Annotated in this window: 26 protein-coding genes and 1 other RNA gene; 13 read left to right on the top strand and 14 right to left on the bottom strand. The window is 52.2% G+C overall.

Features of this window, described 5'->3' with window-relative positions; all coding sequences use genetic code 11:
- Positions 1-153 precede the first annotated feature (153 nt).
- On the top strand, positions 154-771 hold the full coding sequence (locus ACQ0MK_RS16290; RefSeq protein WP_430473493.1) for a hypothetical protein: 618 nt from the start codon (positions 154-156) through the stop codon (positions 769-771).
- 53 nt (positions 772-824) lie between these two features.
- On the opposite strand, the gene ACQ0MK_RS16285 is transcribed toward ACQ0MK_RS16290, so the two are convergent.
- The 4 genes from ACQ0MK_RS16285 to ACQ0MK_RS16270 all read right to left on the bottom strand — a co-directional run bounded on the left by ACQ0MK_RS16285 (position 825) and on the right by ACQ0MK_RS16270 (position 5,200).
- Positions 825-2,312 carry a DUF4139 domain-containing protein gene (locus ACQ0MK_RS16285; RefSeq protein ID WP_430473492.1) on the bottom strand — a complete coding sequence of 496 codons (1,488 nt, stop codon included), beginning with the start codon at positions 2,310-2,312 and terminating at the stop codon, positions 825-827.
- A gap of 200 nt (positions 2,313-2,512) precedes the next feature.
- A complete protein-coding gene (gene fliW, locus ACQ0MK_RS16280; RefSeq protein ID WP_430473491.1) occupies positions 2,513-2,998 on the bottom strand; it encodes a flagellar assembly protein FliW in 486 nt (161 codons plus the stop codon).
- Between the two features lie 104 nt (positions 2,999-3,102).
- Positions 3,103-4,482 carry an adenylate/guanylate cyclase domain-containing protein gene (locus ACQ0MK_RS16275; protein WP_430473490.1) on the bottom strand — a complete coding sequence of 460 codons (1,380 nt, stop codon included), beginning with the start codon at positions 4,480-4,482 and terminating at the stop codon, positions 3,103-3,105.
- The gene (locus ACQ0MK_RS16270) at positions 4,466-5,200 is read right to left on the bottom strand and encodes a Crp/Fnr family transcriptional regulator (protein WP_430473489.1); all 735 of its coding nucleotides are present in this window, start codon (positions 5,198-5,200) and stop codon (positions 4,466-4,468) included. The genes ACQ0MK_RS16275 and ACQ0MK_RS16270 overlap by 17 nt, the downstream gene beginning before the upstream one ends.
- A 449-nt stretch (positions 5,201-5,649) precedes the next feature.
- Between ACQ0MK_RS16270 and ACQ0MK_RS16265 the strand changes: the two genes are divergently transcribed.
- The 7 genes from ACQ0MK_RS16265 to aroQ all read left to right on the top strand — a co-directional run bounded on the left by ACQ0MK_RS16265 (position 5,650) and on the right by aroQ (position 12,555).
- Positions 5,650-6,675: a DctP family TRAP transporter solute-binding subunit gene (locus ACQ0MK_RS16265; RefSeq protein ID WP_350044266.1), complete on the top strand. Its 1,026-nt coding sequence runs from the start codon at positions 5,650-5,652 to the stop codon at positions 6,673-6,675.
- 103 nt (positions 6,676-6,778) lie between these two features.
- Positions 6,779-7,261 carry a TRAP transporter small permease gene (locus ACQ0MK_RS16260; RefSeq protein ID WP_430473488.1) on the top strand — a complete coding sequence of 161 codons (483 nt, stop codon included), beginning with the start codon at positions 6,779-6,781 and terminating at the stop codon, positions 7,259-7,261.
- The gene (locus tag ACQ0MK_RS16255; protein WP_430473487.1) at positions 7,258-8,526 is read left to right on the top strand and encodes a TRAP transporter large permease; all 1,269 of its coding nucleotides are present in this window, start codon (positions 7,258-7,260) and stop codon (positions 8,524-8,526) included. Before ACQ0MK_RS16260 ends, ACQ0MK_RS16255 begins: the two co-directional genes overlap by 4 nt.
- Before the next feature lie 11 nt (positions 8,527-8,537).
- Positions 8,538-9,386 carry a shikimate dehydrogenase family protein gene (locus ACQ0MK_RS16250; protein WP_430473486.1) on the top strand — a complete coding sequence of 283 codons (849 nt, stop codon included), beginning with the start codon at positions 8,538-8,540 and terminating at the stop codon, positions 9,384-9,386.
- Between the two features lie 9 nt (positions 9,387-9,395).
- On the top strand, positions 9,396-10,052 hold the full coding sequence (locus ACQ0MK_RS16245) for a GntR family transcriptional regulator (RefSeq protein WP_430473485.1): 657 nt from the start codon (positions 9,396-9,398) through the stop codon (positions 10,050-10,052).
- A gap of 112 nt (positions 10,053-10,164) precedes the next feature.
- Positions 10,165-12,042: a bifunctional sugar phosphate isomerase/epimerase/4-hydroxyphenylpyruvate dioxygenase family protein gene (locus ACQ0MK_RS16240; RefSeq protein ID WP_430473484.1), complete on the top strand. Its 1,878-nt coding sequence runs from the start codon at positions 10,165-10,167 to the stop codon at positions 12,040-12,042.
- 66 nt (positions 12,043-12,108) lie between these two features.
- Positions 12,109-12,555: a type II 3-dehydroquinate dehydratase gene (gene aroQ, locus ACQ0MK_RS16235; protein WP_350161139.1), complete on the top strand. Its 447-nt coding sequence runs from the start codon at positions 12,109-12,111 to the stop codon at positions 12,553-12,555.
- Between the two features lie 89 nt (positions 12,556-12,644).
- On the opposite strand, the gene recR is transcribed toward aroQ, so the two are convergent.
- The 4 genes from recR to ffs all read right to left on the bottom strand — a co-directional run bounded on the left by recR (position 12,645) and on the right by ffs (position 15,804).
- Positions 12,645-13,238: a recombination mediator RecR gene (gene recR, locus ACQ0MK_RS16230; protein ID WP_430473483.1), complete on the bottom strand. Its 594-nt coding sequence runs from the start codon at positions 13,236-13,238 to the stop codon at positions 12,645-12,647.
- A 122-nt stretch (positions 13,239-13,360) separates the two neighbouring features.
- Positions 13,361-13,684, bottom strand: a complete 324-nt coding sequence (locus tag ACQ0MK_RS16225; RefSeq protein ID WP_430473482.1) for a YbaB/EbfC family nucleoid-associated protein — start codon at positions 13,682-13,684, stop codon at positions 13,361-13,363.
- Entirely contained in the window at positions 13,681-15,552 is a 1,872-nt protein-coding gene (locus ACQ0MK_RS16220) for a DNA polymerase III subunit gamma/tau (protein ID WP_430473481.1), read from the bottom strand. Before ACQ0MK_RS16220 ends, ACQ0MK_RS16225 begins: the two co-directional genes overlap by 4 nt.
- A 157-nt stretch (positions 15,553-15,709) precedes the next feature.
- Positions 15,710-15,804: signal recognition particle sRNA small type (gene ffs, locus ACQ0MK_RS16215), an RNA gene on the bottom strand.
- 191 nt (positions 15,805-15,995) lie between these two features.
- Between ffs and nudC the strand changes: the two genes are divergently transcribed.
- Entirely contained in the window at positions 15,996-16,922 is a 927-nt protein-coding gene (gene nudC / locus ACQ0MK_RS16210) for an NAD(+) diphosphatase (protein ID WP_430473480.1), read from the top strand.
- A gap of 96 nt (positions 16,923-17,018) precedes the next feature.
- Positions 17,019-17,816, top strand: coding sequence for a transporter substrate-binding domain-containing protein (locus ACQ0MK_RS16205; protein ID WP_430473479.1), 798 nt, complete (start codon positions 17,019-17,021; stop codon positions 17,814-17,816).
- 40 nt (positions 17,817-17,856) lie between these two features.
- Here ACQ0MK_RS16205 and ACQ0MK_RS16200 read toward each other — a convergent pair whose 3' ends face one another.
- Entirely contained in the window at positions 17,857-18,225 is a 369-nt protein-coding gene (locus tag ACQ0MK_RS16200) for a DUF1636 family protein (RefSeq protein WP_430473478.1), read from the bottom strand.
- Positions 18,226-18,286: 61 nt separating this feature from the next.
- Positions 18,287-19,165, bottom strand: a complete 879-nt coding sequence (locus tag ACQ0MK_RS16195) for a LysR family transcriptional regulator (protein WP_350045294.1) — start codon at positions 19,163-19,165, stop codon at positions 18,287-18,289.
- Between the two features lie 158 nt (positions 19,166-19,323).
- Between ACQ0MK_RS16195 and ACQ0MK_RS16190 the strand changes: the two genes are divergently transcribed.
- Positions 19,324-19,932, top strand: a complete 609-nt coding sequence (locus ACQ0MK_RS16190) for a glutathione S-transferase family protein (RefSeq protein WP_430473477.1) — start codon at positions 19,324-19,326, stop codon at positions 19,930-19,932.
- A gap of 137 nt (positions 19,933-20,069) precedes the next feature.
- Here ACQ0MK_RS16190 and ACQ0MK_RS16185 read toward each other — a convergent pair whose 3' ends face one another.
- On the bottom strand, positions 20,070-20,738 hold the full coding sequence (locus ACQ0MK_RS16185; protein WP_430473476.1) for a glutathione S-transferase family protein: 669 nt from the start codon (positions 20,736-20,738) through the stop codon (positions 20,070-20,072).
- A 178-nt stretch (positions 20,739-20,916) separates the two neighbouring features.
- On the opposite strand from ACQ0MK_RS16185, the gene ACQ0MK_RS16180 reads away from it, so the two are divergent.
- A complete protein-coding gene (locus ACQ0MK_RS16180; RefSeq protein ID WP_430473475.1) occupies positions 20,917-21,603 on the top strand; it encodes a TetR/AcrR family transcriptional regulator in 687 nt (228 codons plus the stop codon).
- On the opposite strand, the gene dapE is transcribed toward ACQ0MK_RS16180, so the two are convergent.
- The 3 genes from dapE to ACQ0MK_RS16165 all read right to left on the bottom strand — a co-directional run bounded on the left by dapE (position 21,604) and on the right by ACQ0MK_RS16165 (position 24,661).
- Positions 21,604-22,743: a succinyl-diaminopimelate desuccinylase gene (gene dapE / locus ACQ0MK_RS16175; protein WP_430473474.1), complete on the bottom strand. Its 1,140-nt coding sequence runs from the start codon at positions 22,741-22,743 to the stop codon at positions 21,604-21,606.
- Between the two features lie 125 nt (positions 22,744-22,868).
- Complete coding sequence (dapD, locus tag ACQ0MK_RS16170) at positions 22,869-23,717, bottom strand: 2,3,4,5-tetrahydropyridine-2,6-dicarboxylate N-succinyltransferase (protein ID WP_430473473.1); 849 nt, start codon at positions 23,715-23,717, stop codon at positions 22,869-22,871.
- A 248-nt stretch (positions 23,718-23,965) separates the two neighbouring features.
- Positions 23,966-24,661 carry a pyrimidine 5'-nucleotidase gene (locus tag ACQ0MK_RS16165; RefSeq protein WP_430473472.1) on the bottom strand — a complete coding sequence of 232 codons (696 nt, stop codon included), beginning with the start codon at positions 24,659-24,661 and terminating at the stop codon, positions 23,966-23,968.
- 640 nt (positions 24,662-25,301) lie between these two features.
- On the opposite strand from ACQ0MK_RS16165, the gene ACQ0MK_RS16160 reads away from it, so the two are divergent.
- Positions 25,302-26,726 (top strand): EAL domain-containing protein, encoded by a 1,425-nt coding sequence (locus ACQ0MK_RS16160; protein WP_430473471.1) that lies wholly within the window; start codon positions 25,302-25,304, stop codon positions 26,724-26,726.
- The last annotated feature ends 87 nt before the right edge of the window (positions 26,727-26,813 follow it).

Raw genomic sequence — 26,813 nt, 5'->3', positions numbered from 1 at the left:
CTATTGGGTCCCGAACCTAGCAGGCTGGTCGGTGCTGCGAAACAGCTTATCCTTGATTGCCCATCCTTCACAAGACACCCGCAAGGAACGTCTTTCTGTGCATGGCTGAAACAGTCATGTGCGGTCATGGTGTAAAAGAGGTGCGGGATCAGGATGGGTGACAAATCGGACGAATATGCGTTGCGTTTGTCCTATCTTGAACAGACAGATGCCGATTCTTTGGCGGTGGCGCGGCTCTATCTGGAAATGGCCAGCAATCAGCATTACAGCGACCGCGATTATGCGCTGAGCCTGTTTGACAAGGCCGATGCGCTGTTTGCTCTTCATCTGCCAACGGCACGCGATGCGGCGGTGGCGGGATTAGCACTTAGCCTGAACAATCGGGCAGCCCTTGAGATTGAAGCACAAGAATGGGACTGGGCGATTGATGCGGCCAGTCAGGCGGTGTCATTGCGCCAGGACAGGTTGCGCAATTGTGTCGGGCGCAAGGATGATACTGAACGGCTTGATCTTGGATATTCTTTGGCTGCCTTGGTCTTGGCCACCCGCGGTGCGAGGAAATTCGACCTTGCCTGTGCGGCGGCCAGCGATGGGATCAAGGTGCTGGGCAAGTTTGCCGGGATGGGCAATCAGGAAGCATTTGTGTTGCTGACCAAGCTGATTTGCATTTACGCCGATCTTTGCAGCGAAACCGATCAGTTGCCAGATGCGAGTTTGTTGCTGCCTTTGGCCAAGGCGTTTTACAGCACGCGTTCAAACGGGAAATCATAAAACGGCTATAAAGCAGATTGCTCTATAGCCGTTTTAAACAATGGGCATTTGGTTTAGCGGGTGCTGTCGACGGACCAGGTCAGGGTCACTTCGCTCTTGGCCGGAACGTCGATTTCCCAGGTGATCAGGCCGGGTTGCGGGCGTTCATGTTTATGACTTTCCGACGTTACCGACCAATCACTTGGTACATATTCACGGATGGTGATGGTTTCTGCGCGTGAGCTGGTGTTTTCGACCGTCCATTTCAAATCGGCACTAACGTCATCGGGAAGGTTTGGCCGGGCTTTGCGCGAGAAAGCCGTCACTTCGCGGGTGCCAGACATCTCGCTGGCTTTGCCGATGCGTAATGTTGCATCCCGTCCGACCGGGGTCAGAGAAAGATTATCTTCGGCAAGGAAGCCGGTGTTACCATCGGGTGTTTGGGCAAAAATGCGAACGATGCCATCGGGCCAGGGGCTTTTGGTATCTTTGCCACCGTCATTGGTGATTTTGATTTCGAGATCCGGGCGAACAAAATCAGGTTCGCCACTTGCATCCATGCCGTATGGATTGCTGAGCCCGTTAAAGATCAAATGGCGGGTAACAGGCAATGTTTGCGCATCAATCAATGGCAGAATGACCGTATCGCCATCCTTCATGCTCAGGCCGTCAAACGGGCCATAGACATGCAGGTTTTCGAAATTTGCCCGATCAGGTCCGCTGGCGGCCGACCCTGCAGAATCGGCCATTGCCGACATCATCATTTCAGTGCGCGCAGCCTTGACCATGGGGGCGTTCTGTACGCGGTTTTGATCCCCTGCGATCAGACGCAATTGTGCGCCGTCATATGCACTGCCGGAATGATTGGTGATCCGCGCAATGGCGGAAAGGTTCAATTTATTTTCAATACTGTCATAAGCGGCAAGATATGATGTGCTCCAATCAATTCCGCCAAACAAATATGCCATGGAGACATGATCAAGCGGGGTGCCGGTTGCGATGTCCGCATCAATGAAGGGCATCGCGCTGAAACCTTCGGGAAGGTCGGAAATAATGATCTGATCAACCGGCACCTGTTCAATCCCGGCACCGGTTTGAACCAAGGCAAAGTGGGTCAAGGCGATAAGGGTACCTTCAATCAGGTCATTATCATCGCGCCGGATGGTAACCGTTTTACCAATCTGGTCTTGCAGCAAAGCTTCTAGTGCGTTGTAGCCATTGGTCCGGTTGCGCAAGGATGACCATACGAGATCGCTTTCCCTGGCCGTGCCAATCAGAAGCGAATCGTCAATCAGGGTACTTGGCAGTCCCGCAATGCGAAGCGTGATTTGGCCGTCTGGAATGGCAATACTGCGTTGCTCGGCGATCATGGCGAGATTGCCGGGATAGACGGTTAATTGCAGCTTGCTGCGGGCATCCGCCGAGAGCGGGATGACAGTATTGGCATTGTTGCGGTCTTCAACCGAACTTTGCGCAACGGCAGTTTCAATATCCGGTCCGAAAAATACCGCTGTTCCCAACAGTGCTGCCAGTGCAAAACGGTTTCGCAATGCTGCGGTCATGCCCGATCCCTTATTTGGTTTTTAAAATACACTGATGCTACTCTTGCGCGAAAAAAGTGGCAGAATCAAGGACGTAGCAGGACGATTTCAAGGGAGGAAGGATTGCGCGGCAAATCGCGCATAGATGCACCAAACCTGGACCGGAAGGGATCCACATTTTTTGCTTTGCCAGTCTCGCGGCGAATAGCTGAAGAGTGACCCTAGCTTACGACGTGATGGTAGGAATAGCCGCCAGCTTCGGGCAGATGATGCTGATAGGCCGACTGACGGGCTGTATCGATAATGATCGGTGCACGTAGATTGACCGACATAATGACATCGCCATCATCTGGTTTATGCAATGTGACGATCAACAGAACCGCGCCATCATTCTTTCCGATACCATGAATGTTAAAGGCCTGCTCAAGATGTTCCGGATTGATCGTATCGCTTTCAAGATTGTAGGGGGCAACGATAAAGGCCAGTTCCGGCTCGGTCAGGCATTGCATCAGGATGAAGGCGCTTTGCTCTTCGCTGGGGAAGCTGGCAAGGGCAAAGACATTGTGATCAGGAAAACCCTTAAGCCCGGCAGGGAAATAGATCGCCTTGTCCCAGGCAAATTCACGTTCGCCAAACAAGGTAGATAACTTTACGGCGGTCGGGACGGTACCCGCGGCCGGTGGGTTTGAGTCTGACGTCGTTACCATCGCTTCCTCCTGTTAGCTCTCATGTTAGAGCGTAGTAGCAATTATGGAAAGCATTTTGGATTGGTATGCCCAAATTTCAAGGGTTTGTCAGATTGGTTCGGGTTTTATAACCCGTTTTGTGTCTCTTTATGGAACAGGACCGCAACCGGCTCGCTAAACCCTTTGACTTGGATGGTTTGCGTTTGTGCATATCGTGCCAACAATATCGGCGCACCTACCGGCGTTTCGAGATGCATTTTCTGGGCAAATTGTCCGCTCATGACGGTGTCGCTATCAAGTTCGCGGGTGGCTTGTTCAAGGCGGGCTGCCAGATTGACACTTGCGCCAATGACCGCAGATGTTACCGCCTCGCGTTGGCCGATATCACCGACAACGGCGGGGCCAAAATTCAAACCAACCCCGATTTGAAGCGGCCTATCCCCATCGGCCGGATCGCGTTCCTGCCATTCGGCGACGTGGGCAATGATTGCCTGTGCTGCGCAAAAGGCATTTGCCGCAGGTCGGTCAAGATCGTCAAAGGCAGCAAAACTGGCCATGACCGCATCACCGATATATTTCTCGACAATCCCGCCATAAGCACCGATTTGCGATGTTGCAATTTGATGGAAATGATTGAGAAAGCGCATGACTTCCTGGGGATCGCGTTTTTCGGCAAAACGCGAAAAGCCGATGATATCAGCAAATAAAATGACGCATTCGCGCCGTTCGCCAACCCGGATCGGTTCATCACGATCGGCAAGTTGGTCGGCAAGGACGGTGGGGAAATAGCGTGCCAGATTGCCATGCGCACGTTCGGCGGCGGCAAATTGATTGATCAGAACACGTAGGCGCGACACCATCACGGCACAGGCAAGTGTGAAGACAATGACGATGACGACCTGTTCGGCCAATGCCGAGATATCGACAAATTCCGGCAGGTTATAGGTATCGATCGATTCTTGCTGGGTTGGGTTCCACTCATCGCCAAAATGTTGCGAGACAATCACACCCGGCCGGGTCATCAGCCACCAGATTGCCCCGCACCATGCAGTAAACAGCCAAAAGCCAAACCACAAGATCAGGCGCGGTGAAAACGTCATGATCACAAGGGCCATCATGATCATGGAAAACACAACGCCGCGGTCGCGCACGACAAAACCATAAAGCCATGCCGGATGATCGATCAGGGGATTAAGCGGATCAGGAACGACGGAGACATAGACAATCAATCCGGCATCAATCACCGCAAGGAGATAGATCATCCAGTAGGATTTTTTGCCGCGCATCGCGACAAACAGCTGGATGAAAACACCGGGAATGAACCAGCCAAGGACTTCCAAAAGCGTATAAAGCTTGCCCGTTGGGGAATCCGGTTTGCTAAACAGCAACAGGATGAAGGCCAACATGCATATGCGTAAAAACGCAACGACGATCAGCCCACGCTTTTCTTCGCGCGCGACAAGGCGGTCAAATAATGAATCCGAAGGTTCAGTTTTTGATGGCATCAGCAAGAAGTTGTTTGAGCCCGTCGCTATTTTTGATGACCAGACGACCGTCACGACGCGTGATCATGTCCTGTTTTTCAAGTTCACGCAGTTTTTTGTTTACCGCTTCGCGGGTAACGCCAAGCATCAAGCCAAGTTCCTGCTGCGAGAGCGGAAGGGCAATCCGAATGCCTTCGGGATCCGGACCGCCATGACGTTCGGCAAGCCAAAGGATACGTTTGATCAAACGTGCAGTCAGATCAAGGAAATTGGCATCTTCCAAAAGATCACTGACCCAACGCAGGCGACGGCACAAAAGGGCGGTGATGTGACGGCGCAGCGGTGCTTCGCGGTCAAAGATTTCAAAGAAATCATCGCGTGAAATAAACAGGGTCCGGGTCGGACCAACGGCACGCGCGGTTGCTGTGCGCGGTTCGCCATCAAGCAGGGCGATTTCGCCAAACACAGCACCCGGTGCCAGAACGTTCAGCACGATTTCCTTGCCGGTTTCAGAAACAGACGAAATGCGGATTTTGCCCGCCTCTACCGCATAGAGCCCGTCGGCAGCCGCACCTTTTTCGAACAGCAATTGACCATCTTCAAACCGACGCACAGTTGCCTGATTTGATAGCTGTTCAAGCAGTTCGGGATCGAGATCCTCAAACAGGAAGCTGCCTGCTAAAATGCGCGACGCGATTTTTGCGAGCTGTGGGGATGTTGGGCAGTTGACACTGTTCACGGGATTCACTTTGGAAATAGCGTTATTTCAAGGGTCGAATCGATAAATTTCACAGTTAAAGTAGCACAAATAACCAGATTTACAGCAAGCTGTTTTCGCATCCACGGTTATCGCGGCTAGATGCAACCGATCTGGTACTTATTATGGGATTCTCGCATTCTACACGGCGTTCTGGGGATCGCATCTGATGGGACGCGTACGAATGTTCATTTTGTGAAGTGATCGAACTTTACTGCCTGTTTTGGGTTTTTGGGGCGCAAAAACTAATGGTGCGCATTTTGTTTGGTGGTCAAATGGCGCATAAACTGCTGATTTCCCCAAAAATATAGAATGTTTGACAAAATCTCCTATGTTTTTTAAATTATCCTAATTCCGGGCACAGACTGCTCAAGAACAAGAGTGCTTCATGCAACCACGGTCTGCGGAATTCGTTCAATCGGGAGGAAGTAATGAAGATGATTTCTAAAGGCGCCTTGTTCGGTGCCGTTTCTATCGCTGCTGCATCGTTTGGTTTTTCCGCGCATGCTGCTGATGTGACCTTGAACTTTGCCCATGTTGATCCGGCAGAGTGGACCACCTCGAAAAAAGGTGCAGCATCGCAGGTCTTTAAAAATATTGTCGAAGCAGAATCGGCCGGCCGTATTGAGGTCGCCCTTTTTCCGGCTGGCTCGCTGGGTGGGGAAACCGATCTGCTTCAGAATACTCAGGACGGAACCCTTGCCATGTCCATGGTTTCAGGTCCGTTTTCGAAAGTCTGCCCTGAGGCAGCTGTTCTTGATATCCCGTATGTTTTCCCGAATGCCAACGTTGCGTGGAGCGTTCTGGACGGTGATTTCGGTAAAGAACTTGCCGCACATTGTCAGGAAAAAACCGGCCTGCGTACGCTGGCTTATGGTGAAACCGGTTTCCGTAACTTCACCAACTCCAAACGCGCTGTTGCCGAACCAAAAGACATGGAAGGTCTGAAAATCCGTGTCATGACCGTTCCGCTTTTCGTGGAAATGGTCAAAGCTCTTGGTGGCGATCCGACCCCGATTCCTTGGCCGGAAGTTCCGACCGCCCTTACCACAGGTACGGTCGATGGTCAGGAAAACCCGATCAGTGTGATCTATGCCAACAAATTCTATGAAATGCAGAAATACCTGACCCTTGATCGTCACGTATATGGCACCGATTTCATCGTGATCAACGAGGCCATCTATCAGGATCTTTCGGATGCTGATCAGGCGCTTCTGCGCCGCGCAGCAGGCATTGCATCGAATGTCGGCCGTGCCATTCAGCAGTTTAATTCTGCAGAAGGCGTTGCCAAGCTGGCAGAGGAAGGCATGGAAGTCACCACGCCGACCGCCGAACAGCTTAAGGCCTTCCGCGACGCTGCACAGCCAGCTGTCATCAACTGGCTTTCCGGTCAGATTGATGCCGAGTGGATTGAAAAACTGCAGGCAGCCGTATCGAAAGCTGAAGCTTCGATGTAATCGGCATTGGCAGGCCGGGTGCTCCTCCTTGCATCTGGCCTGCTCTTTTTCCCGCCACCGTGCTTGTCAAAGCACTTGAATTTTCCGCGATCCGGGGGAACCCATGCAACGCGCCGAGAATGCTTTTAAGCGTTTGCTCGCCGGACTTTCGGGGCTCAGTATCCTCGTTGTCTTTGGTGTTGTTTTTGCTGGCAGTGTCAGCCGCTATCTCTTTTCTGCCCCGCTGCAATGGAGCGAAGAAGTCGCAAAATACGCGATGATCTATGGCTGCATGTTTGGTGTGGCATATGCCTACCTGCAGGGTACCCAGATTACGTTTAGCATCGTGATTGATACTGTTCCGGCAGCCATGCGCCGCAAGCTTTCCGTGCTGGTTGATGCTGCGACACTGATCCTTGGCGGTGTTCTTGCCTATGCGGGTTGGATTTTTGCGGCAAAGCGCGGCGGCATTGTTGCATCGGGCATCGGCATTCAGATGTATTGGGCCCAGATCGCCATTACAATTGGCGGGGTGTGCCTTGTGATTGCGGCGATCCTGCGTCTTGTTTCCTATTTCAAAACCGATCCGAGCGAGGGTGAAGCATGATTACCGGTGTTACCCTTATTGTGCTGCTTGCGATTGGCGCACCGGTTGCCTTTGCGATTGCACTTGGCCTTGTTGCCTATATCTCGACCGGGACGTTTGGCATTGATCTTTTGCCGCAACGTATTTTTGCCGGGATGGACAGCTTTACCATTTTGGCGATCCCGCTGTTTGTTCTGGCAGGTGAATTGATGAATGCCAGCGGCATTACATCGCGCGTCATCAATTTGGCCAATGCGCTTGTCGGGCATGCAAAGGCCGGTCTGGCACAGGTCAATATCTGGTCATCCGTGATCTTTGCCGGTCTGTCAGGATCGGCTGTTGCCGATACATCGGCCATTGGTCGTATCTTTATTCCATCGATGGAAAAAGAAGGCTATCCGCGTGATTTTGCCGCTGCCTTGACCGCTGCATCGTCGGTTATTGGTCCGATCATTCCGCCCAGCATTCCGGTTATCATCTATGCGCTGATCACCACCAACGTATCGGTGCCGGCCCTGTTCCTTGCCGGGATTGTGCCGGGCGTTTTGTTGGCGATTGCCTTGTCGGTTTATGTGCGGTTCTTTGTGAAGAACTACGCCAAACCGCGTGAACGCATGAATATGGCGGAAAAGCTAAAAGCGGTCTGGAATGGGTTGATCCCGCTATTTATGCCGGTCTTTGTCATTGGATCGATCCTGGCGGGGATCGTGACACCGACAGAGGCCGCAAGCTTTGCGGTATTTTATGCGCTGGTTGTTGGTCTGTTTGTCTTCCGCGAATTAAAGCCGGGTGATCTTCCGGGTATTTTTTCCGGCGCGATGCGTGATTCTTCAAGCATCCTGATTATTATGGCAACGGTTGCAGCGGCCAATTGGTTTATGACTTTTGCCGGAATTCCACAGGCGGTCAGCCAATTTGTTTTGGGCTATGTCGACAGCCCGGTCACCTTCCTGCTTTTGATCAATGTGATGCTTCTGGCGGTTGGTCTTGTGCTTGAAGGTATTGCAGCGATGCTGGTTTTGGTTCCAATCCTGCATCCGATTGCAATCAGCCTTGGGATCGATCCGACCCATTTTGGCATCATTGTTATCTTTAACCTGATGATTGGTTTGATTACGCCGCCAATGGGCTTGTGCCTGTTTGTTGCGGATGCGGTTGCCGGTGTCGGGATGGCGCGCATGATCCGGGCAATTATGCCGTTCTTCTTTGTCGAACTGCTGGTGCTTTTGATCATTACGTTTGTTCCGAGCATCGTCACCTTCTTGCCTAACCTGTTTGGATTTTAGGATACCATTCCATGTTGAAACTTGGTCTTATCGGTAAAGGCATTTCACGCAGCCAGTCAGCACGACTGCACGTGTTGCTGGGCCGTATGTGCGGAATGGATGTGACATACGATTATCTCGACAGTGAACAGATCGCTGATTTTGATCTGATCAAACAGCTAACGACATGTTCGGAAACCGGCTATGCCGGGGTCAATGTTACGCATCCTTATAAAACCAGTGCCCGCAAACTGATCACGCCGCGTAAACGCCTGCCAAGTGCGCTTGGTTCGGTGAATACGGTGGTTTTCCGTGAAGATGGTTGGCGGGGTGATAACACTGATTTTGTCGGGTTTATGCGGGGCTACGGCCAGCAATTTGGCGATGCCAAGCCTGGGACTGTTTTACAACTGGGGGCTGGTGGTGTTGGTCTTGCAACTGCCTTTGGCCTGCGTGGGCTTGGTGCGGACAAGATCCTGATCCATGACAAGGATATTGCGCGTGGCGAAGAGCTGGTTGCGACCCTTGTTGCGGCGGATGCGAATGCGGCATTTGTTGGTGAAGATGATCTTTCCGATGCGGTGCGGAATGCAGATGGTTTGATCAATTGCACACCGGTCGGCATGAACCAGTATCCGGGCAGCCCGTTTGATGACAGCCTTCTTGGCGGGCAAAGGTGGGCCTTTGATGCCGTTTACACCCCGGTTGAAACCGCATTCCTGCGATCTGCTGCGAAATCAGGGATTGAAGTCATGACTGGCTTTGAACTCTTCTTCTTTCAGGGTATTGAAGCATTCGAGGTTTTCAGTGCGGCAGAGATTGATGCCGATGCTGCAAGAAAAGAATATTTCAATGCCTATCCCGAGGCATTGACAGGCTAGGGGAACGTCATGAGTAGCAGCAGTACAGTCGCCGAGACAGTCTATAACGAAATTCGCGATGATGTTTTGTATGGCGAATTGCAGCCGGGCTCCAAGCTTAAGCTTGAAGTGCTGCGCGAACGTTATAGCGTTGGCGTCAATACGCTGCGCGAAGTGTTAAACCGCCTTGTCGCATCCGGATTTGTTTTTGTCGAAGGGCAGAAAGGTTTTCGTGTCGTCGAAACATCGTCGTCCAATTTCATGGAATTGACGTCGATGCGGCTTTTGCTGGAACGCGATGGCTTAAGCGCATCAATCAGGCATGGTGATGTGGAATGGGAAGCCCGCGTTGCAGGTGCCCACCACAAACTGGCGGCAACCGAAAAGAAAATGATCGCCGAAAACAGCCGCGAATTGACCGCGCGTTGGAGCCAGTATGACCGTGAATTCCATCAAGCGCTGATTTCGGCATGCGGTTCGGACCTTCATCTCCGCCTTCACCGCGAGATTTTTGATCAGTTCCGACGTTATGTCGTGATCGAATTGAAAACCCATGGATTCCGTGGTCAGGAAATTATCGATGAGCATCGTGAGCTTTGTGAGCTTGCACTCGCCCGCGACGTTGATAACGCGATCGCAAGATTAACCGTCCATATCGAAACATATCGGCATCGTTCACAGGATTGAGCTTTTGACGCGGGCGCATGGCGCTTTGTCCAATGCTTCTGGCATTTGGCACGTCGCAGCATCTTTTCCCTGAGGTGCCGGTGATCTATTTTGAACGCCCCGGAGGGATAAAATGCTGACCTCGATTGCCACAGTTTCACTGTCTGGCGACCTTCAGGAAAAACTCGACGCCATCGCCGCTGCAGGCTTTGACGGTGTCGAGATTTTTGAAAACGATCTTTTGTCCTTTGACGGATCACCCGCCGATGTCGGCAAGACGATCCGCGATCTTGGTTTGAAACTCGTGACGTTTCAGCCATTTCGCGATTTCGAAGGCATGCCAGAACCGCAGCGCACCCGTGCGTTTGAACGGGCAGAGCGAAAATTCGATCTGATGGAACAGCTTGGAACGGATCTTTTGATGGTTTGTTCGAACGTTTCCCCACACTCGTTGGGCGGGCTTGATCGTGCGGCCAAGGATTTGGCGGAACTTGGCGATCGCGCGGCAAAACGCGGATTGCGGATCGCGTTCGAGGCCCTGTCCTGGGGCAAGCATATCAGTGACTATCGCGACAGCTGGGAAGTCGTGCGTCGGGCCAATCATCCGAATGTTGGTTTGGTTCTTGATACTTTCCACATCATTGCGCGCAAGGTGCCGCTTGATGCGATTTCATCGATTCCGGGCGACAAGATTTTTCTGGTTCAGGTTGCTGATGCACCGACGTTAGAAATGGATGCGCTTTCCTGGAGCCGCCATTTCCGGTGTTTCCCGGGGCAGGGGGATTTCCCGCTTGATGACTTCATGCGCAATCTTGCCATGACCGGATATGACGGGCCGCTGTCACTTGAAATTTTCAACGATCAGTTCCGGTCCAGCTCCACCAAGAACGTCGCCAAGGATGGTTTGCGGTCGTTGATTTATCTCGGCGATGGTATCGACGGTGTCAAAGTTGGCGAAAAGGCAACCGTTCTTCCGCCCAAGGCGCATGCGCAGGATGTCGGCTTTGTCGAGTTTGCGGTTGAAGAAGAAACAGCTGAAAAGCTGGGTAAACTGTTTGCCGGTTTGGGGTTTGAAAAGCGGGGCAGTCACAAATCCAAGGCCGTGACATGGTGGAAACAGGGTGACATCAACCTTGTGATCAACTGTGACAAGGATGGTTTTGCCCATTCCTATAACATCGTGCATGGGCCGTCGGTCTGTGCGGTGGGGCTGAAGGTCGAAAATGCCAAGGCAACCCTTGATCGTGCGCAATCGTTATTGGCTGCACCGTTTAGCCAGGCGGTTGGCGAAGGCGAAATTGAAATGCCGGCCATTCGTGGCGTTGGCGGCAGTCTGGTTTATTTCCTGGACGATCACAGCGAGTTGTCGCGCATTTGGGATGTTGAATTTGATCTGACCAAGAATGCTGATGTGGGGGCGGCCAAGGCCAAGCTTCGTTCCGTCGATCACGTTTCCTATTCGATGCAGTATGAGGAAATGCTGACCTGGCTTTTGTATTTCACGTCGATCTTTGATTTGACCAAGATGCCGACCCTAGATATTCCCGATCCGGGCGGGCTTGTGCAAAGTCAGGTGGTGCAAAGTGGTGCGGTGCGTTTGATCCTGAATGGATCACAAAGCCCGCATACCCAGCATTCCCAGTTCTTGAACGAGTTCTTTGGAAGCGGGGTTCAGCATCTGGCATTTTCAAGCGATGATATCTTTGCGTCTCTTGATTATTGTGCCGAAAACGGGGTCGAGATTCTGCCGATCCCGGAAAACTATTATGACGATATCGAAGCCCGTTTCGATTTGGCGCCGGAACTGCTTGATCGTTTGCGTGCACGTAATATTCTTTATGATCGCGACGATGAAGGTGAATATTATCAGGCCTATACGCGCACCTTTGCCAACCGTTTCTTCTTTGAACTGGTGGAGCGTCGGGCGTATCGTGGGTTCGGGGCGGCAAATGCACCGATCCGACTGGCATCGCAAACGCGGATGAACCGCCGCGGTGATGCTGCGAAATAGACTGACGACATAAACCAGACGATGTAACCAGACCTTCTAAACACTGGGCTTCAGGGGAAAAAAGAAATGAGCGCGCCGGAAATTCTTGTCATCAATGGTCCGAACCTGAACCTGCTTGGACAGCGTCAGCCGGAAATTTATGGCTATGACACGCTGCAAACCATCGAAGCAAAATGTGCCGAACTGGCCAAGGATTTGAATGTTACCGTTCGGTTCGGTCAGTCCAACCATGAAGGTGCGATCATTGATCTGATCCATGAAGCCCGTGAAAAGTCTGCGGCGATCATTATCAATGCCGGTGCCTATACGCATACATCAGCTGCGATCCATGACGCGCTTAAGACGTTTGATGGCTATATCATCGAGTTGCATATTTCCAATCCGCATGCCCGCGAAGAATTCCGCCATAAAAGCTGGATCAGTCCGGTCGCAGATGCGGTGATGGCCGGGGCGGGTGCCTATGGCTATGAACTGGCAACGCGTTTGGCGTCTGAGAAGATCAAAATCAGTTAAAATCAGGCTGAAATTATTCAATCCTATTTCGATTTTTTTATGTAAATTGTGCAGAAAATGGTTTGAATAATAGCGACAAATGTTTGGATTTAGACCGAGCTACGTGATCGCAGGGCTGCGGCCAAGGTTCCATCATCAAGGTAATCCAGTTCGCCTCCGACCGGGACGCCGTGAGCAAGTCGGGTGACCTTTACCCCGGTTTCGATCAACCGTTCGGTGATGTAGTGGGCTGTGGTTTGGCCATCGACCGTGGCATTGGTGGCAAGGATGACCTCGACCACGGTTTTATCGCGGGCACGATTGATCAATTGATCAATTTTCAGATCATCCGGGCCGACACCATCAAGCGGGGAGAGAGTTCCGCCCAGAACATGATACTGGCCCTTGTAAGATGCACCGCGTTCGAGTGCCCAAAGGTCCTGAACTTCTTCGACGACACAGATGATATCGATCCCGCGGTTCTGATCGGCACAGATATGGCAAGGGTCGGTCACATCGATATTGCCGCAATTGGCGCATGTGGTCATGGCCTCGGCAGTTTCGTGCAGGGAATTTGCCAGTGGAAGCATCAGGGTTTCGGGTTTTTTGAGCATCTGTAAAACCGCGCGGCGTGCCGAACGCGGGCCAAGACCCGGAAGGCGCGACAGAAGCTTGATCAGATTTTCGATTTCCCGTCCGGTCATTATAATCCCGTCCCTGATGATGGCGTCTTGTTAGCTTGTATCAAAAACAAAGGGCGGCGCAATGCCACCCTTTGTTCGGCACTTTAAGTAAGTGCAAAATTTTGCATCGGCGTGTGGCCAGATCAGAACGGAAGTTTGAAGCCTTCGGGCAGGTTCATACCGCCGGTGACGTCTTTCATTTTGTCCTGAACAGCGGCCTCTACCTTGACCTTGGCGTCGTTATAAGCCGCCACGATCAAGTCTTCGAGAACTTCGGTGTCGTTGGGGTCAACGATGCTTTTATCCAGCGAAAGGCCGCGCATTTCGCCTTTGCCGTTCAGCAAAACTTTGACCATGCCCGCACCGGACTGGCCTTCGATTTCAAGTTCAAGCAATCCTTCTTGCATTTCCTGCATTTTGGTTTGCATTTGCTGGGCCTGTTTCAGCATCCCTGCGAGATTCTTCATAGCTCGTCGTCTCCTTCGAGATAAAATGCGTCGTCATATACTGAACCGCTTTCGTCTTCTTCGCCCTCAGTAAGTTCCTGACCGGGTGGCAGATGGACGGCAACGATTTTGGCTTTGGGTAATCCATCAAGAATGGCCTTGACCAGCGGGTCTAGCGAGGCATCTGCCTTGCGCTGTTCAAGGGCTTCAAGTTCCTGTTCTTTAAGGGTCGGTGCCCCTTCTTCACGCTCGGAAACACTGACCAGCCAGCGATGTCCGGTAAGGCCGTTCATTGCTTTGATCAGTTGGGTGGAAAGGTCCGAACGTGCACCGCGTGCCGGGCGAAATTCGATCCGGCCCGGTTCGTATTTCACAAGGTGCATGTAGTTTTTGACCTGCATGGCAATGCCAGTGGTCTCGCGGTCCTTTGACAGGAGTTCTGCGACCTCTTCAAAGCTTTCAGGCATCTTGGCATAGACCGGCTGTGCGACCTGTTCAGGTTCGCCAAGCGGGTCTGGACGGCGTTGAGCAACGGCTGCGGCGCCACCGCCGCCATTAACAACCTGCATACGCGGGCCCGGTCCATTGCCACTGCCGTTTCCGCCACCACCTTGCGGGGCGTTGCCACCGGACGCATTTGCCATGTCCTGGCGCAGTTTTTTGATCAAATCGCCGGGGGGCGGCATTTCAGCGGCATAGGCCAGACGGATCAAGATCATTTCAGCGGCCTGAATCGGCGAAGGTGCAATCCGCGTTTCTTCCAACCCCTTAAGCAACATCTGCCACGAACGGGTAAGCTGCGGCATGGCGAGTTTGGCAGCAATTTCCTTGCCGCGTTCGCGTTCGATTTGCGACACGCTGGGATCGTTGGCCGCATCAGGTGACAGCTTTACGCGGGTCAGCCAGTGGGTCAGATCAAGCATGTCTTGCAGCATCACAGCCGGATCGCCGCCAAGCGCATATTGGGCGCTTAGAAGTTCCAGTGCCTCGTTGATTTCGCCTTTCATGGTGAAATCAAACAGATCGAAAATGCGCGATCTGTCCGACAGGCCGAGCATGTCACGGACCTGCTGGGTGGTGACTTTGCCTGCACCATGCGAAATCGCCTGATCAAGCAAGCTCATGCCATCGCGCACCGACCCATCGGCAGCACGGGAAATCAGGGTGACGGCTTCTTCTTCGATTTCGGCCATTTCCAGCCCGGCAATGCGGGTGTAATGGGCATTGAGTTCTTCGGTCTGGACACGGCGCAGGTCAAACCGCTGACAGCGTGACAGAACCGTGATTGGGATTTTGCGAATTTCAGTGGTGGCAAAGATGAATTTCACATGCTCTGGCGGTTCTTCGAGCGTTTTGAGAAGCGCGTTAAACGCACTTTTCGACAGCATGTGCACTTCATCGATGATGTAGATCTTGTAGCGAGCTGATGTCGGGCGATAGCGCACCCCTTCTATCAGTTCGCGAATGTCATCCACACCGGTGCGAGACGCGGCATCCATTTCAAGAACATCAACATGGCGGTCTTCGGCGATTGCCCGGCAATGTTCGCAAACACCACATGGATCAATGGTCGCGCCACCTTTGCCATCGGCACCAATACAGTTCAGCGCACGGGCGATGATACGGGCCGTGGTGGTTTTACCAATCCCGCGCACCCCGGTTAGAACAAACGCATGGGCCAAACGACCGCTTTCAAGCGCGTTTGACAGCGTTTTGACCATCGGGCCATGACCGATCAGCTCATCAAAGGTTTTCGGGCGGTATTTCCGCGCAAGTACCTGATATTCGCTTTTCGGTGCTGCTGCAGCGATGGCTGTTTCGGGCGCAGGCGCACCTGATGCGTCACCTTCGGGCGTATCTTGGCTGGCGGTCTCGATCTGGTCCGTCATTCATCCGGTCCGACATATTGTAAACTGGATTGGTTTTAGCAGTTTCAGTCCCGCATGGGAAAGGCCAAGTGGGAAATTTCCCACACAAAACCACATCATGCCCGACGATGTCGATTGCATGGTGGAAAACGGCAATTTCAAGGGGGAATATAAAAGGGTGAGAGACTGAACCGTGACCCGGAAAAACTCGTTACGGCTGCTACCTTCCGGTCCTGACCGGGTTGGCGAGCGGTCCGTCCACGGCCAGCCTCTCGCCCCCTATATCGCGCAAGGTGCGATAAAACGCAAGCCTTGGCTGGGAATTTTTCAATCATCGCGCAATCGTGGCTTTTGGCATTGCTTCATGCGCGTTAATGTCTTGGCCCGCCACCACAGAAAAACCCGGTGTCTCAGTGGGTTGATACCGCCCCAAACCGGGAATGAATTTAAGGAAGCCCACCACCATGAACAGGCAGTTCTTTGAGGCCACCGACCTTGATCGCGATGCATTGCTGCGCAAGACGGAGAATTGGCAACAGATTCTGTTGGCTGAGGAGTCGTTGCGCATCCTGATTTGTCATGCGGGCGATCCGCTTTTTGCCTGGCCCGAAGATATCGATGCCCATGAATTGGTGGTGATGGGCGCACCGGCCGTGCCCCATCTGGACGTTGATTTAAATGGCGGGCACTGGATTTATCTTGGCCGTGATGCAAATGGACCGGTGATTGCGGTTGATATTGCACCCGTTGTTTCAGATCGGGATGATGCGGTCCGGCGGCTGGGTGGTGGGTTTGGTGATATGCGCACCCGTATGGCCGCCCTTTCAAGCGACGAAGCGGCCTTGGCGGCACAAGCACGCGCAATATTTAACTGGCATCGCGGACATCAATTTTGCGGGGCGTGCGGGCATGCCAACAAAATTGTCGAAGCCGGGTATCGATTGCACTGCACCAACCCCGATTGTGGCAAGTCCCATTTCCCGCGCACGGATCCGGCTGTGATTATGTTGATCCATCATCAGGACCATGTGTTGCTGGCCAGATCGCCGCAATTCTTGCCCGGAACGGTGTCGGTTCTTGCCGGTTTTGTTGAACCGGGGGAAACGTTGGAGCAGGCCGTCGCGCGAGAGGTTTATGAGGAAGTCGGCGTTAAAATCAAACGGGCGCAATATGTCGCGTCACAACCTTGGCCGTTTCCGGGGTCACTTATGTTGGGGTTCATTTCAGAGGCGGAAACGACCGAGCTTTCCCCCGATAACGAGGAAATTGAATATGCCATGTGGGTACATCGTGATGAGGTCGCGGGCCTGCCGGAAAAGGGCATAAATCTTCCGCGTCCGATTTCAATTGCACGCTTCCTTCTGGAAAATTGGTGCGCGGGCCGTATATAAGAAAGTAAAGGTCGATTTGAAAGCGCTGGCTTCGTTGCTGGGCTGGTGTGCTTTCAGATTTTCTTTGGTGGTGGAACTGCAGGAACATACCTATTGATGACGGATCGTTCAGGTCGAAATGTTTTTGTGAAGGTTTGGGCATTTTGCGTGGTTATGCTGATGTTTGGAACGACACCGGCAAAGGCGCAAGACCCTGTGACCATTAAAGTCGGGGTCTACGAATATGGTGTGGTCTATTATTTTGAGGATGGCAAACAACACGGCATTGCACCGATACTGATCAATCTTCTGAACGATTTACAGGACGACTACAGGTTTCAACTTGCCGAAACATCTTCGCGACGTAGATATCGGGCTTTGTCGAGTGGCGAAATTGATCTTGTGTTACTCGAAAGTTCGCAATGGGAATGGCAGGAACTTGATGTCAGTTTCTCAGACCGGATTGTCACCGAGCGTGATGTTTATCTGACATCTTCGAGCCGGCTTGACGCGCAATCATTGTTTGCAGACGTGACGGCACACAGGATACTTTGTGTGCTTGGTTTTCATTACGGATTTGCTGAATTTAACGCCAACCCACAATATCTGCGCGACAACTTTGATATCTTGCTGCGCTACAATGAAAAAGACGTTTTGAACGGTGTGCTGACAGATGAAGCCCCAATCGGAATCGTTTCAGCCGGATTCCTTGGCCGGCAATTTGTTGCCGATTCAAGGATGCGGGACCGGGTTGTTATCGCCGATGAGCCCGATGGGGTATATGATCTGGTTTCAGTACTATCGAACAATTCAGCCATTTCACTTGAACGGTTCAATCAGTTGATTGCCCAATTGCATGAAAATGGAGAGGTTGACCGTCTGTGGCAGCAACTACATATCGGTATGTCAGATTAAGGTTAACGCCAACGCCAACGCCTTTCGAGGTGCCGGGGCCTTAATCCAGTGGCGGTATGCGGGCAATGACGTTACGGCGTAAGGTTTCCGGGCGTTCACGCCATGCAACGATGCCCTGTTCGCTATCGGCATAGCGGATCGCAAGATCACAAAGATCATCGATCATGCTTTGCGGATCGACATTGCCGTAAACATATCCCCATTTACCCGCACCGCTCAGCGCAACCGAACAGCCCGATTTGCAATTGGTCAGACATTCGGCGGGATGCAGATCAAAAGGCAAATCACGCTCATTACAGATTTCCTGCATTCGATCAAAAAGCTGTTTGCCATGGCGAGGGTCGGTTTGGCCGTCGGCGGTGGACGCGGTGCAGGTGATGCAAATGTTCAGGCGGGACTTGGTGGTCATAAGGCCGATCTTTGTTTGCGAAGGTTGATAGGGCAACCATGATTGCGGGGTGCGCATCCAATCAGCTTGCGACCTGTCGGGTCAAGGCATCATCGAGATTTTGACTAACATATTCCTGAATTTGGCTTGCCAATTGGCGGGAAACCAGCGGATGGCTGTTTTCGGTGAGCATCAAGGCAACACCGACGGCAGGCAAAGGCGGGAAGCCATCATGGCTGTCTAGAATTTGAAATTCATCCGTCACACTGGCCGCCGCCAAGGCCGCAACGCCCAGACCATCGCGCACCAGATGCAAAAGTGATGCGGCCTGCCGGGTTGTGGCAAACAGGGTGAAGGGGCGATCGGACTTTGAAATAGCATCAATTGCCCATGCATGAAATTTGCAATCTTCGGCCGGTAGAACCAAGGGCAATGGATCAAGCTTATGCTGCTTATGGATGGGGGATGTGACCCAAACGCCGGGTTCGTGGCGCAGAAAATAGCCTTCTTCGCCCATGGCAGAACGACTGACGAGCGAGATATCAAGTTCCCCCTGATCGAGCATACGTTGCAGCAAGATGGTCGGGTTTATTGAAATGAAAAACTTGGCATCCGGGATGACCTTGCGGATGGCGCGCAGAACAACGGGCAGGATTTTGTGCGCGTAATCATCCGGGCAGCCAATGCGGATCGGGCGGGATGCATCCTGTGTGCGCAACTTGTACATTGCTTCGTCCTGAAGCGATAAAATGCGCCGGGCATAGCCGACAAAGGTGATGCCATCATTGGTCAAAAGGACATTGCGACCGTCCCGTTCAAACAGCTTGTTATCAACAAGTTCTTCCAGCCGTTTCATCTGCATTGAAAAGGCAGACGGTGTGCGACCAATACGGTCAGCAGCACGGTTGAAGCTGCCACATTCGGCAAAGGCGACGAAGCTTCGCAACAGGTCGGAATCCATTGGTATCCCCTTTGATCAGAAATCATGATCAATTATATTGAACAATGGAGTCAAAACTATTCGATTGTTTGAAAATCATCCAGCGGCAAATATCACCCCCGGCCGGCCAATGCTTATAACGCCAACGCTTTTGATGCATGTGCCACAAGGATATTAAGATGATTTTGAACGACTATTTGCTTTCCGGGAACGGATATAAAATCCGTTTGCTGCTGTCTATGATGGGTCAACCGTTTGAATATATCGAACGTGACATCATGAAGGGCGAAACCCGCACCCCGGAATATATCGCAAAGATCAACCCGAACGGAAAAATTCCGGCACTTGTGCTTGATGACGGGCGGGTATTGGCCGAAAGCAACGCCATTTTGACCTATTTGGCGGAGGATACAAATTTCATCCCGGTTGATCGGTTTGAGCGTGCTGAAATGATGGGTTGGTTGTTCTTTGAGCAATATGACCATGAACCGAATATCGCGGTTCTGATTTCATGGCATGCCTTTAAGGGATTGCCGGAAAACGCAGATATTTTTGTTCCGATGAAAGAAGCCGCCGGCAAGCGTGCGCTTGATCTGATGGAAAAGCGTCTGTCTGGGCATAACTGGCTGGTGGGCGAGTCTTTGACGATCGCTGACATCTCGCTTTATGCCTATACCCATCGGGCAGAGTTGGGAAAAATCAGCCTGCAACCGTATCCCGGTATTCGTGCGTGGCTTGATCGGTTCTCGGCCCTTCCGGGCTATGTGCCGATCACTTGGACGCCGTAATCAGAATTAAAAAAGCAGCCACCACAGGCAAGAAACCCGTCGTTCACATGGGGATGGGGGATGGCGAATTCCCGACCTGTGGTGGCTGAAAGACCCTTGTGCGATTAAGGGGAACACAAGGGCAGCGGTTAACGCGATCAAGCAGATTTTAGAACCTGTTCGGGCAATAGAGGATCGGTTTGGGATGCGGAGCTCCGCGCTTTAAACCGTTGATAGGCACCCAATACATTTGGCGCATCGCCCAACATTTCCGGACCACCGGGCATGGCATTGAGGTAATGCAACATTGGCATGATCATCATGTCGGGGATGGTGAAACGTTCGCCAAAGAGCCAGCCTTCATCATAAGCCGGGTTTAGAACCGACAAATCATGCCGGATCACATCGGCCAGTTGGTTCATATGGATCGAAAAACCCGGATCATGGCGTTGCTGAGAATCGGCAAATACCATCGGGATGACGAATTTTCGAATGATGTTTTGATCAAGCCGTGTCATCGCAAGGCTGATCCATTGGTTCATCCGGGCAATCTTTTTATCCGAGACCGGGCGCAGAAGGGGGCCGGGGAAACTGTCATCAATGTAACGGCAGATCGCAGCGGTCTCATAGAGAGTGAAGGAGCCATGCTTTAGGACCGGCACCTTGCCGAACGGGTTGTGTTTCAGAACCGCTGATGTGGGTTCTTGCCCGGGGTTTTGCACATTCCGGCTGCTGAAATCAAAGCGGATTTCTTTTTCGATACAGGCAATTCGAACGGTGCGCGTCAGGTTGCTGCGCGGCATTCCGACAATGATGACATCCGACATGGCGGGGTCCTTTGCTGCATGACTTCCGATCCCTGTTTGCCTGCTCCGGTGTGGTGCAGGTTGGGCAATCGATCTGCAGCTAGGATTACGTGCGGCATAATATGTTCAAGAACATATTATAAAGATGTGTCATATTTTCCGAAACGACAGTCCAAAACACCGCCTGGCGGAGTAGAAAATGCCCTATAGCGCCGACCATAAAGCCAAAACCCGCATTCGCGTGATCAATGCCGCGACCGCCTTGTTCAAGAAGGAGGGGTATGAAAACATCACGATTGATCAGGTGATGGCCGCAGCCGGATTAACCCGCGGCGGGTTTTATGCCCATTTCAAAAACAAGGAAGACCTGTTTGTCGCCTGTGTTGAAAATGGCATGTCGCTTTTAGCATCGCCGATACTGGCGAAGCTACGTAAGGCAGAGCGCGGTGGCAATGACTGGATAACGTCCTATGCCGAACTTTATCTTTCGCGTGCCCATATCGAAAACCCCGAGATGGGCTGTGTCTTGCCGACATTGTCGACCGAAGTGGCTAGGTCGGGAGAGAAGGCCCGGCAGGCCTTTTCCAAATTGATCAATCAGGCATCGGAAAAGCTGGCATGGAAACTGGCGAAAGAAGACAGCGTTCCGGGGATTGATAACCACATCAATCTTGATACCGAGGAAAAACCACGCAATGTTCCCGTAGAATATGAACGGGACTCGATGGCGATGCTGGCGATGATGGTTGGGGCGGTGGTGTTAAGCCGCGCTGTTGATGATGACACGGCTGATCAGATCCTTAAATCCACGCGCGATAGCATTGTGGAGGGGCGTGAAAAAGGATCTGAACATTCCAAATTGGCCGAGATTAAAAAGACCGGTTAATCAGTCAAAAAAGCCGCTGAGGACTTCGGCATAGATGCTGACGAGGTTTTCGATGTCATCGACCATGGCATGTTCATCGACCTTGTGCATGCTTTGCCCGACAAGCCCGAATTCCGCGACTTCGGTATATTTCTGGATAAAGCGTGCGTCGGATGTTCCGCCGGTGGTGCTCATTTCCGGGCGCTTGCTGGTTACTTTTTCCGAGGCATCGGCAATCAGGCCGGCAAGTTTTCCGGGCGTGGACAGGAATGCCTCGCCGGAAATTTTGACCTTAAGATCATGTGCGCCTGCGTGATCAGAACAGACATCTTCGATCCATTTTTTCAGATCCGCCCCTGTGTGCTGATCGTTAAAGCGGATGTTAAAAGCGGCACTGACTTTGGCGGGAACCACGTTGGTTGCGGTATTGCCGGCATCAATCGTGGTGACTTCAAGGTTGCTGGGCTGGAAGTGGTCGGTTCCTTGATCAAGCTCGCGAGTATTTAACACATCAAGCGTTTTGATCATGCGCGGGACCGGATTGTCAGCCAGATGGGGATAGGCAACGTGGCCCTGTGCACCATAAACCGTCAGCCAGCCGGTGATTGATCCGCGACGACCAACTTTCATCATCTCGCCAAGATATTTTGGGTTGGTTGGTTCGCCGACAAGGCAACAGTCAAATTTCTCACCTTCTTGATCGCACCATTCAACCAGTTTGACCGTACCATTGATTGCATCGGCTTCTTCATCGCCGGTAATCAGGAACGAAATGCTTTCATCAAAATCCGGATGTGCTGCCAAAAACGCATCAACCCCACCCACAAAGCAGGCAATACCGGTTTTCATATCAACCGCACCACGGCCAAACAGACGACCATCAATGATTTCGCCACCAAATGGATCGACGGTCCATGCCGCACTGTCACCGGCCGGGACAACATCGGTATGTCCGGCAAAACAGAAATTGCGGCCTTTGGTTCCAAGGCGGGCATAAAGGTTGTCGATGGCGTCGCTGTCATCGCTCTCAAAGACCTTGCGCTTACATTCAAATCCACGGGCTTCCAGTGCCTTTTGCAAGACATCAAGCGCACCTGCATCTGCTGGTGTGACAGACGGGCAACGGATCAGGGATTGGGCAAGTTCAAGGGCGGCAGACATCGGCAATCTCTTGTTTGGTTGGCGGATGGGCACGGTGCCCTTCCGCACAAAGAATGTATGGAAAAGGGCAAAACAGCCATGCCGTTTTGCCCTTTATAAATCAGGATCAACTTTGGTGACAGAAATCAGTCACGCAGCAATTCGTTGATCGAAGTTTTCGAACGGGTGCGTTCATCAACACGTTTGATGATGACAGCGCAATACAGGCTTGGTCCCGGCGTCCCATTCGGAAGCGGTTTGCCCGGAATGCTGCCCGGAACGACAACCGAATATGCCGGAACGCGACCCATAAAGGTCTCGCCGGTGGTGCGGTCAATGATCTTGGTCGATGCGCCAATGAAGACACCCATCGAAATGACGGCACCTTCTTCGACGATGACACCTTCGACGATTTCCGAACGTGCGCCGATGAACGCATTGTCTTCAATGATGACCGGACCGGCCTGAAGCGGTTCAAGAACACCACCGATGCCCGCACCACCTGAAAGGTGAACGTTCTTGCCGATCTGTGCGCAGGAGCCAACAGTTGCCCAAGTATCAACCATCACGCCGGTGTCAACATAAGCGCCAAGGTTCACAAAGCTTGGCATCAAAACGGTGCCCGGTGCGACATATGCCGAACGGCGCACGATGCTGCCCGGAACGGCACGGAAACCGGCAGTTTTAAACTCGGCTTCACCCCAACCTTCGAATTTTGACGGGACTTTATCCCACCAGTTGGTGTTTTCGCCCGGACCGCCTGCAATGGTGGTCATGTCATTGAGGCGGAAAGACAGCAGAACCGCCTTTTTGGCCCACTGATTGACAACCCATTTGCCATCAGTCTTTTCGGCAACACGCAACTCGCCGCGATCCATGGCGTTCAGCGTCTGGTCAACGGCCTTGCGGATTTCGCCCTGTGTGGTGGCGGCGCTGATTTCGTCGCGGTTTTCCCAAGCGACGTTAATCACGCCTTCAAGTTCAGTTTTGTTCATTTCGCAGGTCCTTGCGGTCAGCCTTAAATCTGTCGGGCGGAGAATGGTCAATGCAGCCCATGAAGTCAACTCCGCCAGTTTGCGTAGAAATGCCCATTTCAGGCAGTTCCCGTTCCTGATCCCTTAGCGGGCTAGACATAGCGGATCGGGCGGCAAAGCTCAATCGTGGAACCATGACAAATCAATCATGTGGGGGCATTACCCAATCGGCGGGGGCCAGCATTTTGCGGGCAGGGAAGTTCACGATGTCAGGATGCGGCAGCAAGACTGCGTAAAAAGGCAATGATATCATTGGTTTCATGATCGATGCGCGGGTCATCCCGGCCGTTCTGCGCCCATTCAAGATCGGTATTAATCCACACCGTGGTCATGCCCATATCCTTGGCCGGAAGCAGATTCTTGGCCATGTCTTCAAAATAAACCGCACGGGTTGGATCAATTCCATCACGGCGCAGCAGCAGGTCATAGGGTTGTTGCTGTGGCTTGGGAATATAATCGGCATCGACGATGTCAAAGATGGTTTCAAATCGATCGGCAATGCCAAGCTGATCCATAACCCGTTCTGCATGGCCACGCGACGCATTAGTGAAAATCAGTTTCCGTCCGGGCAGGTCATCAAGGGCCTGTGCCAAGTCAGGTGCCGGTGCGACCACCGAAACATCGATATCATGCACCTTGGCAAGATAATCGGCCGGGTCGATGTCATGTTCGGTCATCAAGCCGCGCAAGGTCGTGCCATAACGATGGAAGTAGTCTTTTTGGACCCGGTGGGCGGCATCGGCTTCAAGTTTCAGCATGTCGCGGACATATTGCCCGATCAGATCGGAAACCTGTGAAAACAGATCGCAGGTCGATGGATAAAGCGTGTTGTCGAGATCAAAGATCAGGACAGAATTCGGATCAATCAGGGGCAGCGCAGAACGCTTTATCGAAGACGTGGTCATGGTGATGGCCTTATCGCGTGAAACTTTGAGTAAATGGCTGCATTCAGTTGTAAGCGATCAGCACGTGCTTGCAAACATCTGAGCGTGGGTGAGGCGCGAATAGAGAAACAATCGCGCTCAGGGGTTTGAAAAACTTATCCACAACAAAGATATTATCCTAGGACCTGTACGAAAAACGCCGATTTTGATGAGGATAACCGGACAATTTCCTGTGAAATTTCCTGTCAGGGTACGCGTCATGCCGTGAAATGTTGGCGTTGTAAAAGTCTTGTTAAGCAAACAGAGCAGATTATGAAGAAAAGCAGAAACGACTAAGACGACAATTTTCTTGTTCGGGGGAAGTGAGAATTGTCGGGGATCATGGGCAGCTTGAGAGGGCGCTTTGAATAAACTTATAAAAGCTCGAACAACTGAATTGCGAAACGAACGTAACCGTTTTGCAGCACTGGCCTTCGTATGGGGGGACCTTCTTCTGGAGCTGGACGGCGATTTTCGGATCGTCTTTGCATCAGGTGCGTCAGATGGGGTCATTGGACGACGGCAACAGGATCTTACGGGTAAACCGTTTACAAGCTTTTTGGCCAAGCAATTCAGGCCATTAGTAACTGAAATGCTGCATGTCGCGCGCCGGCGCGGCCGAATGGACAATATTCAGGTCCGGTTTTCCCAGCAAGATGACCAGCTTAGTCCACCTGTTTCCATGAGTGGTTATTTCCTACCTGACCTTGGGGATCACTTTTTTGTCGCCCTTCGCGTTGCGATCAATGCCTTGCCGCCGGAAATTGTGGCATCCATCAGACGTGACAATGCCAGTGGGCTTCTTGATGAAGAAAGCCTGTCAAAGGTGGTGACCGAACGGCTGGTTGCACAACGTGAAACCGGGGTTGCGCACAAATTTACCCTGATGACGCTCAATGCCTTTGATCCATTGTGCAAGCGTATGGAACAGATCGAACGGGCTGAGTTGATGGCAAGTGTGGGGGCGTTCTTGCGCGCTCATTCGGTTGCTGGTGATACGGCAGGGCGTCTTGGTTCAGAACAATTTGGTATGCTGCACAAACCTGACATTCCGATTGGGGCGCTGGAAAAGCGGATCGAAGAATGTATTCGCGATGCCGACCCTAAGGGCATAGGGGTTGAAGTAAGCTCGACCGCGACCGATTTCACCGCCGAGGTTATTCCGCCAGGTGATTTGGCCCGTGGCGTACTGTATTCCATCCGTCGGTTTTGTGACCGGCAGGAGCACGGGTTTACGTTCTCGCGTTTGATGGGGCAGGCCAATAATCTGGTAAACAGCACCTTCTCGGCGATGCAGGATTTTGGAACACGGGTCGATGAATTGAAATTTGATGTGGTGTATCAGCCCATTGTCCGCCTGCCGACGGCGGAAATCCATCATTTTGAAGTTTTGGTGCGATTTAATGACGATGATGGAAAGCTGATCCCGACCCAGGAGCTGATTGCCTTTGCCGAGCAGGTCAATATGGTCCATCGGCTTGATTTGGCGATGTTGCGACGGACCCTTAAATGGATCAAATCGCAACTTGAAACCGGGATTACGGTGCGGGTGGCTGTGAATGTTTCCGGACATTCGCTTGAAAATCCGGATTTCTGCCGTTCAGCCATTGCATTGTTTGAACGCAATCGCGAAACCCTTGGTCAATTGATGCTTGAGGTCACCGAGACGTCCGAGATCAAGGATGTCGATACGGCGGCCAAATGGATCAGCCGGTTCCGGGAATTCGGGATCGAGATTTGTCTGGATGATTTTGGGACGGGGGCGTCGAACTTCCGATATCTGAGTGCGATGGAAGTCGATTATGTCAAGATCGACGGGATTTCCATTCGGCAATCCATGAAGACCGGCAAAGGCAAGGCCTTCATGCGATCTCTTGTTGATCTGTGCCATGAAATTGGTGTCGAGGTTGTTGGCGAAATGGTTGAGAACGATGCCATGCGCGATCTGATAACCAAGGCAGGGTTTGATTACGCACAAGGCTATCTGTTTGGTAAACCCGAAGCTGATATTACACTTTACTGGCGGGATGCCCCAACGCATCATTAGAGAAACAAACAGGGTGTTGAAGCGAATAGCCCTTTTTGAGATTACGGATATTTAGGTACGCAAAAGGCCGCCATTGAGCGGTCTTTT

The organism is Thalassospira lucentensis (genome assembly GCF_050516545.1).
In the GTDB taxonomy this organism is placed as follows: domain Bacteria; phylum Pseudomonadota; class Alphaproteobacteria; order Rhodospirillales; family Thalassospiraceae; genus Thalassospira; species Thalassospira lucentensis_C.
This window is presented reverse-complemented; position numbering and strand designations above follow the sequence as displayed.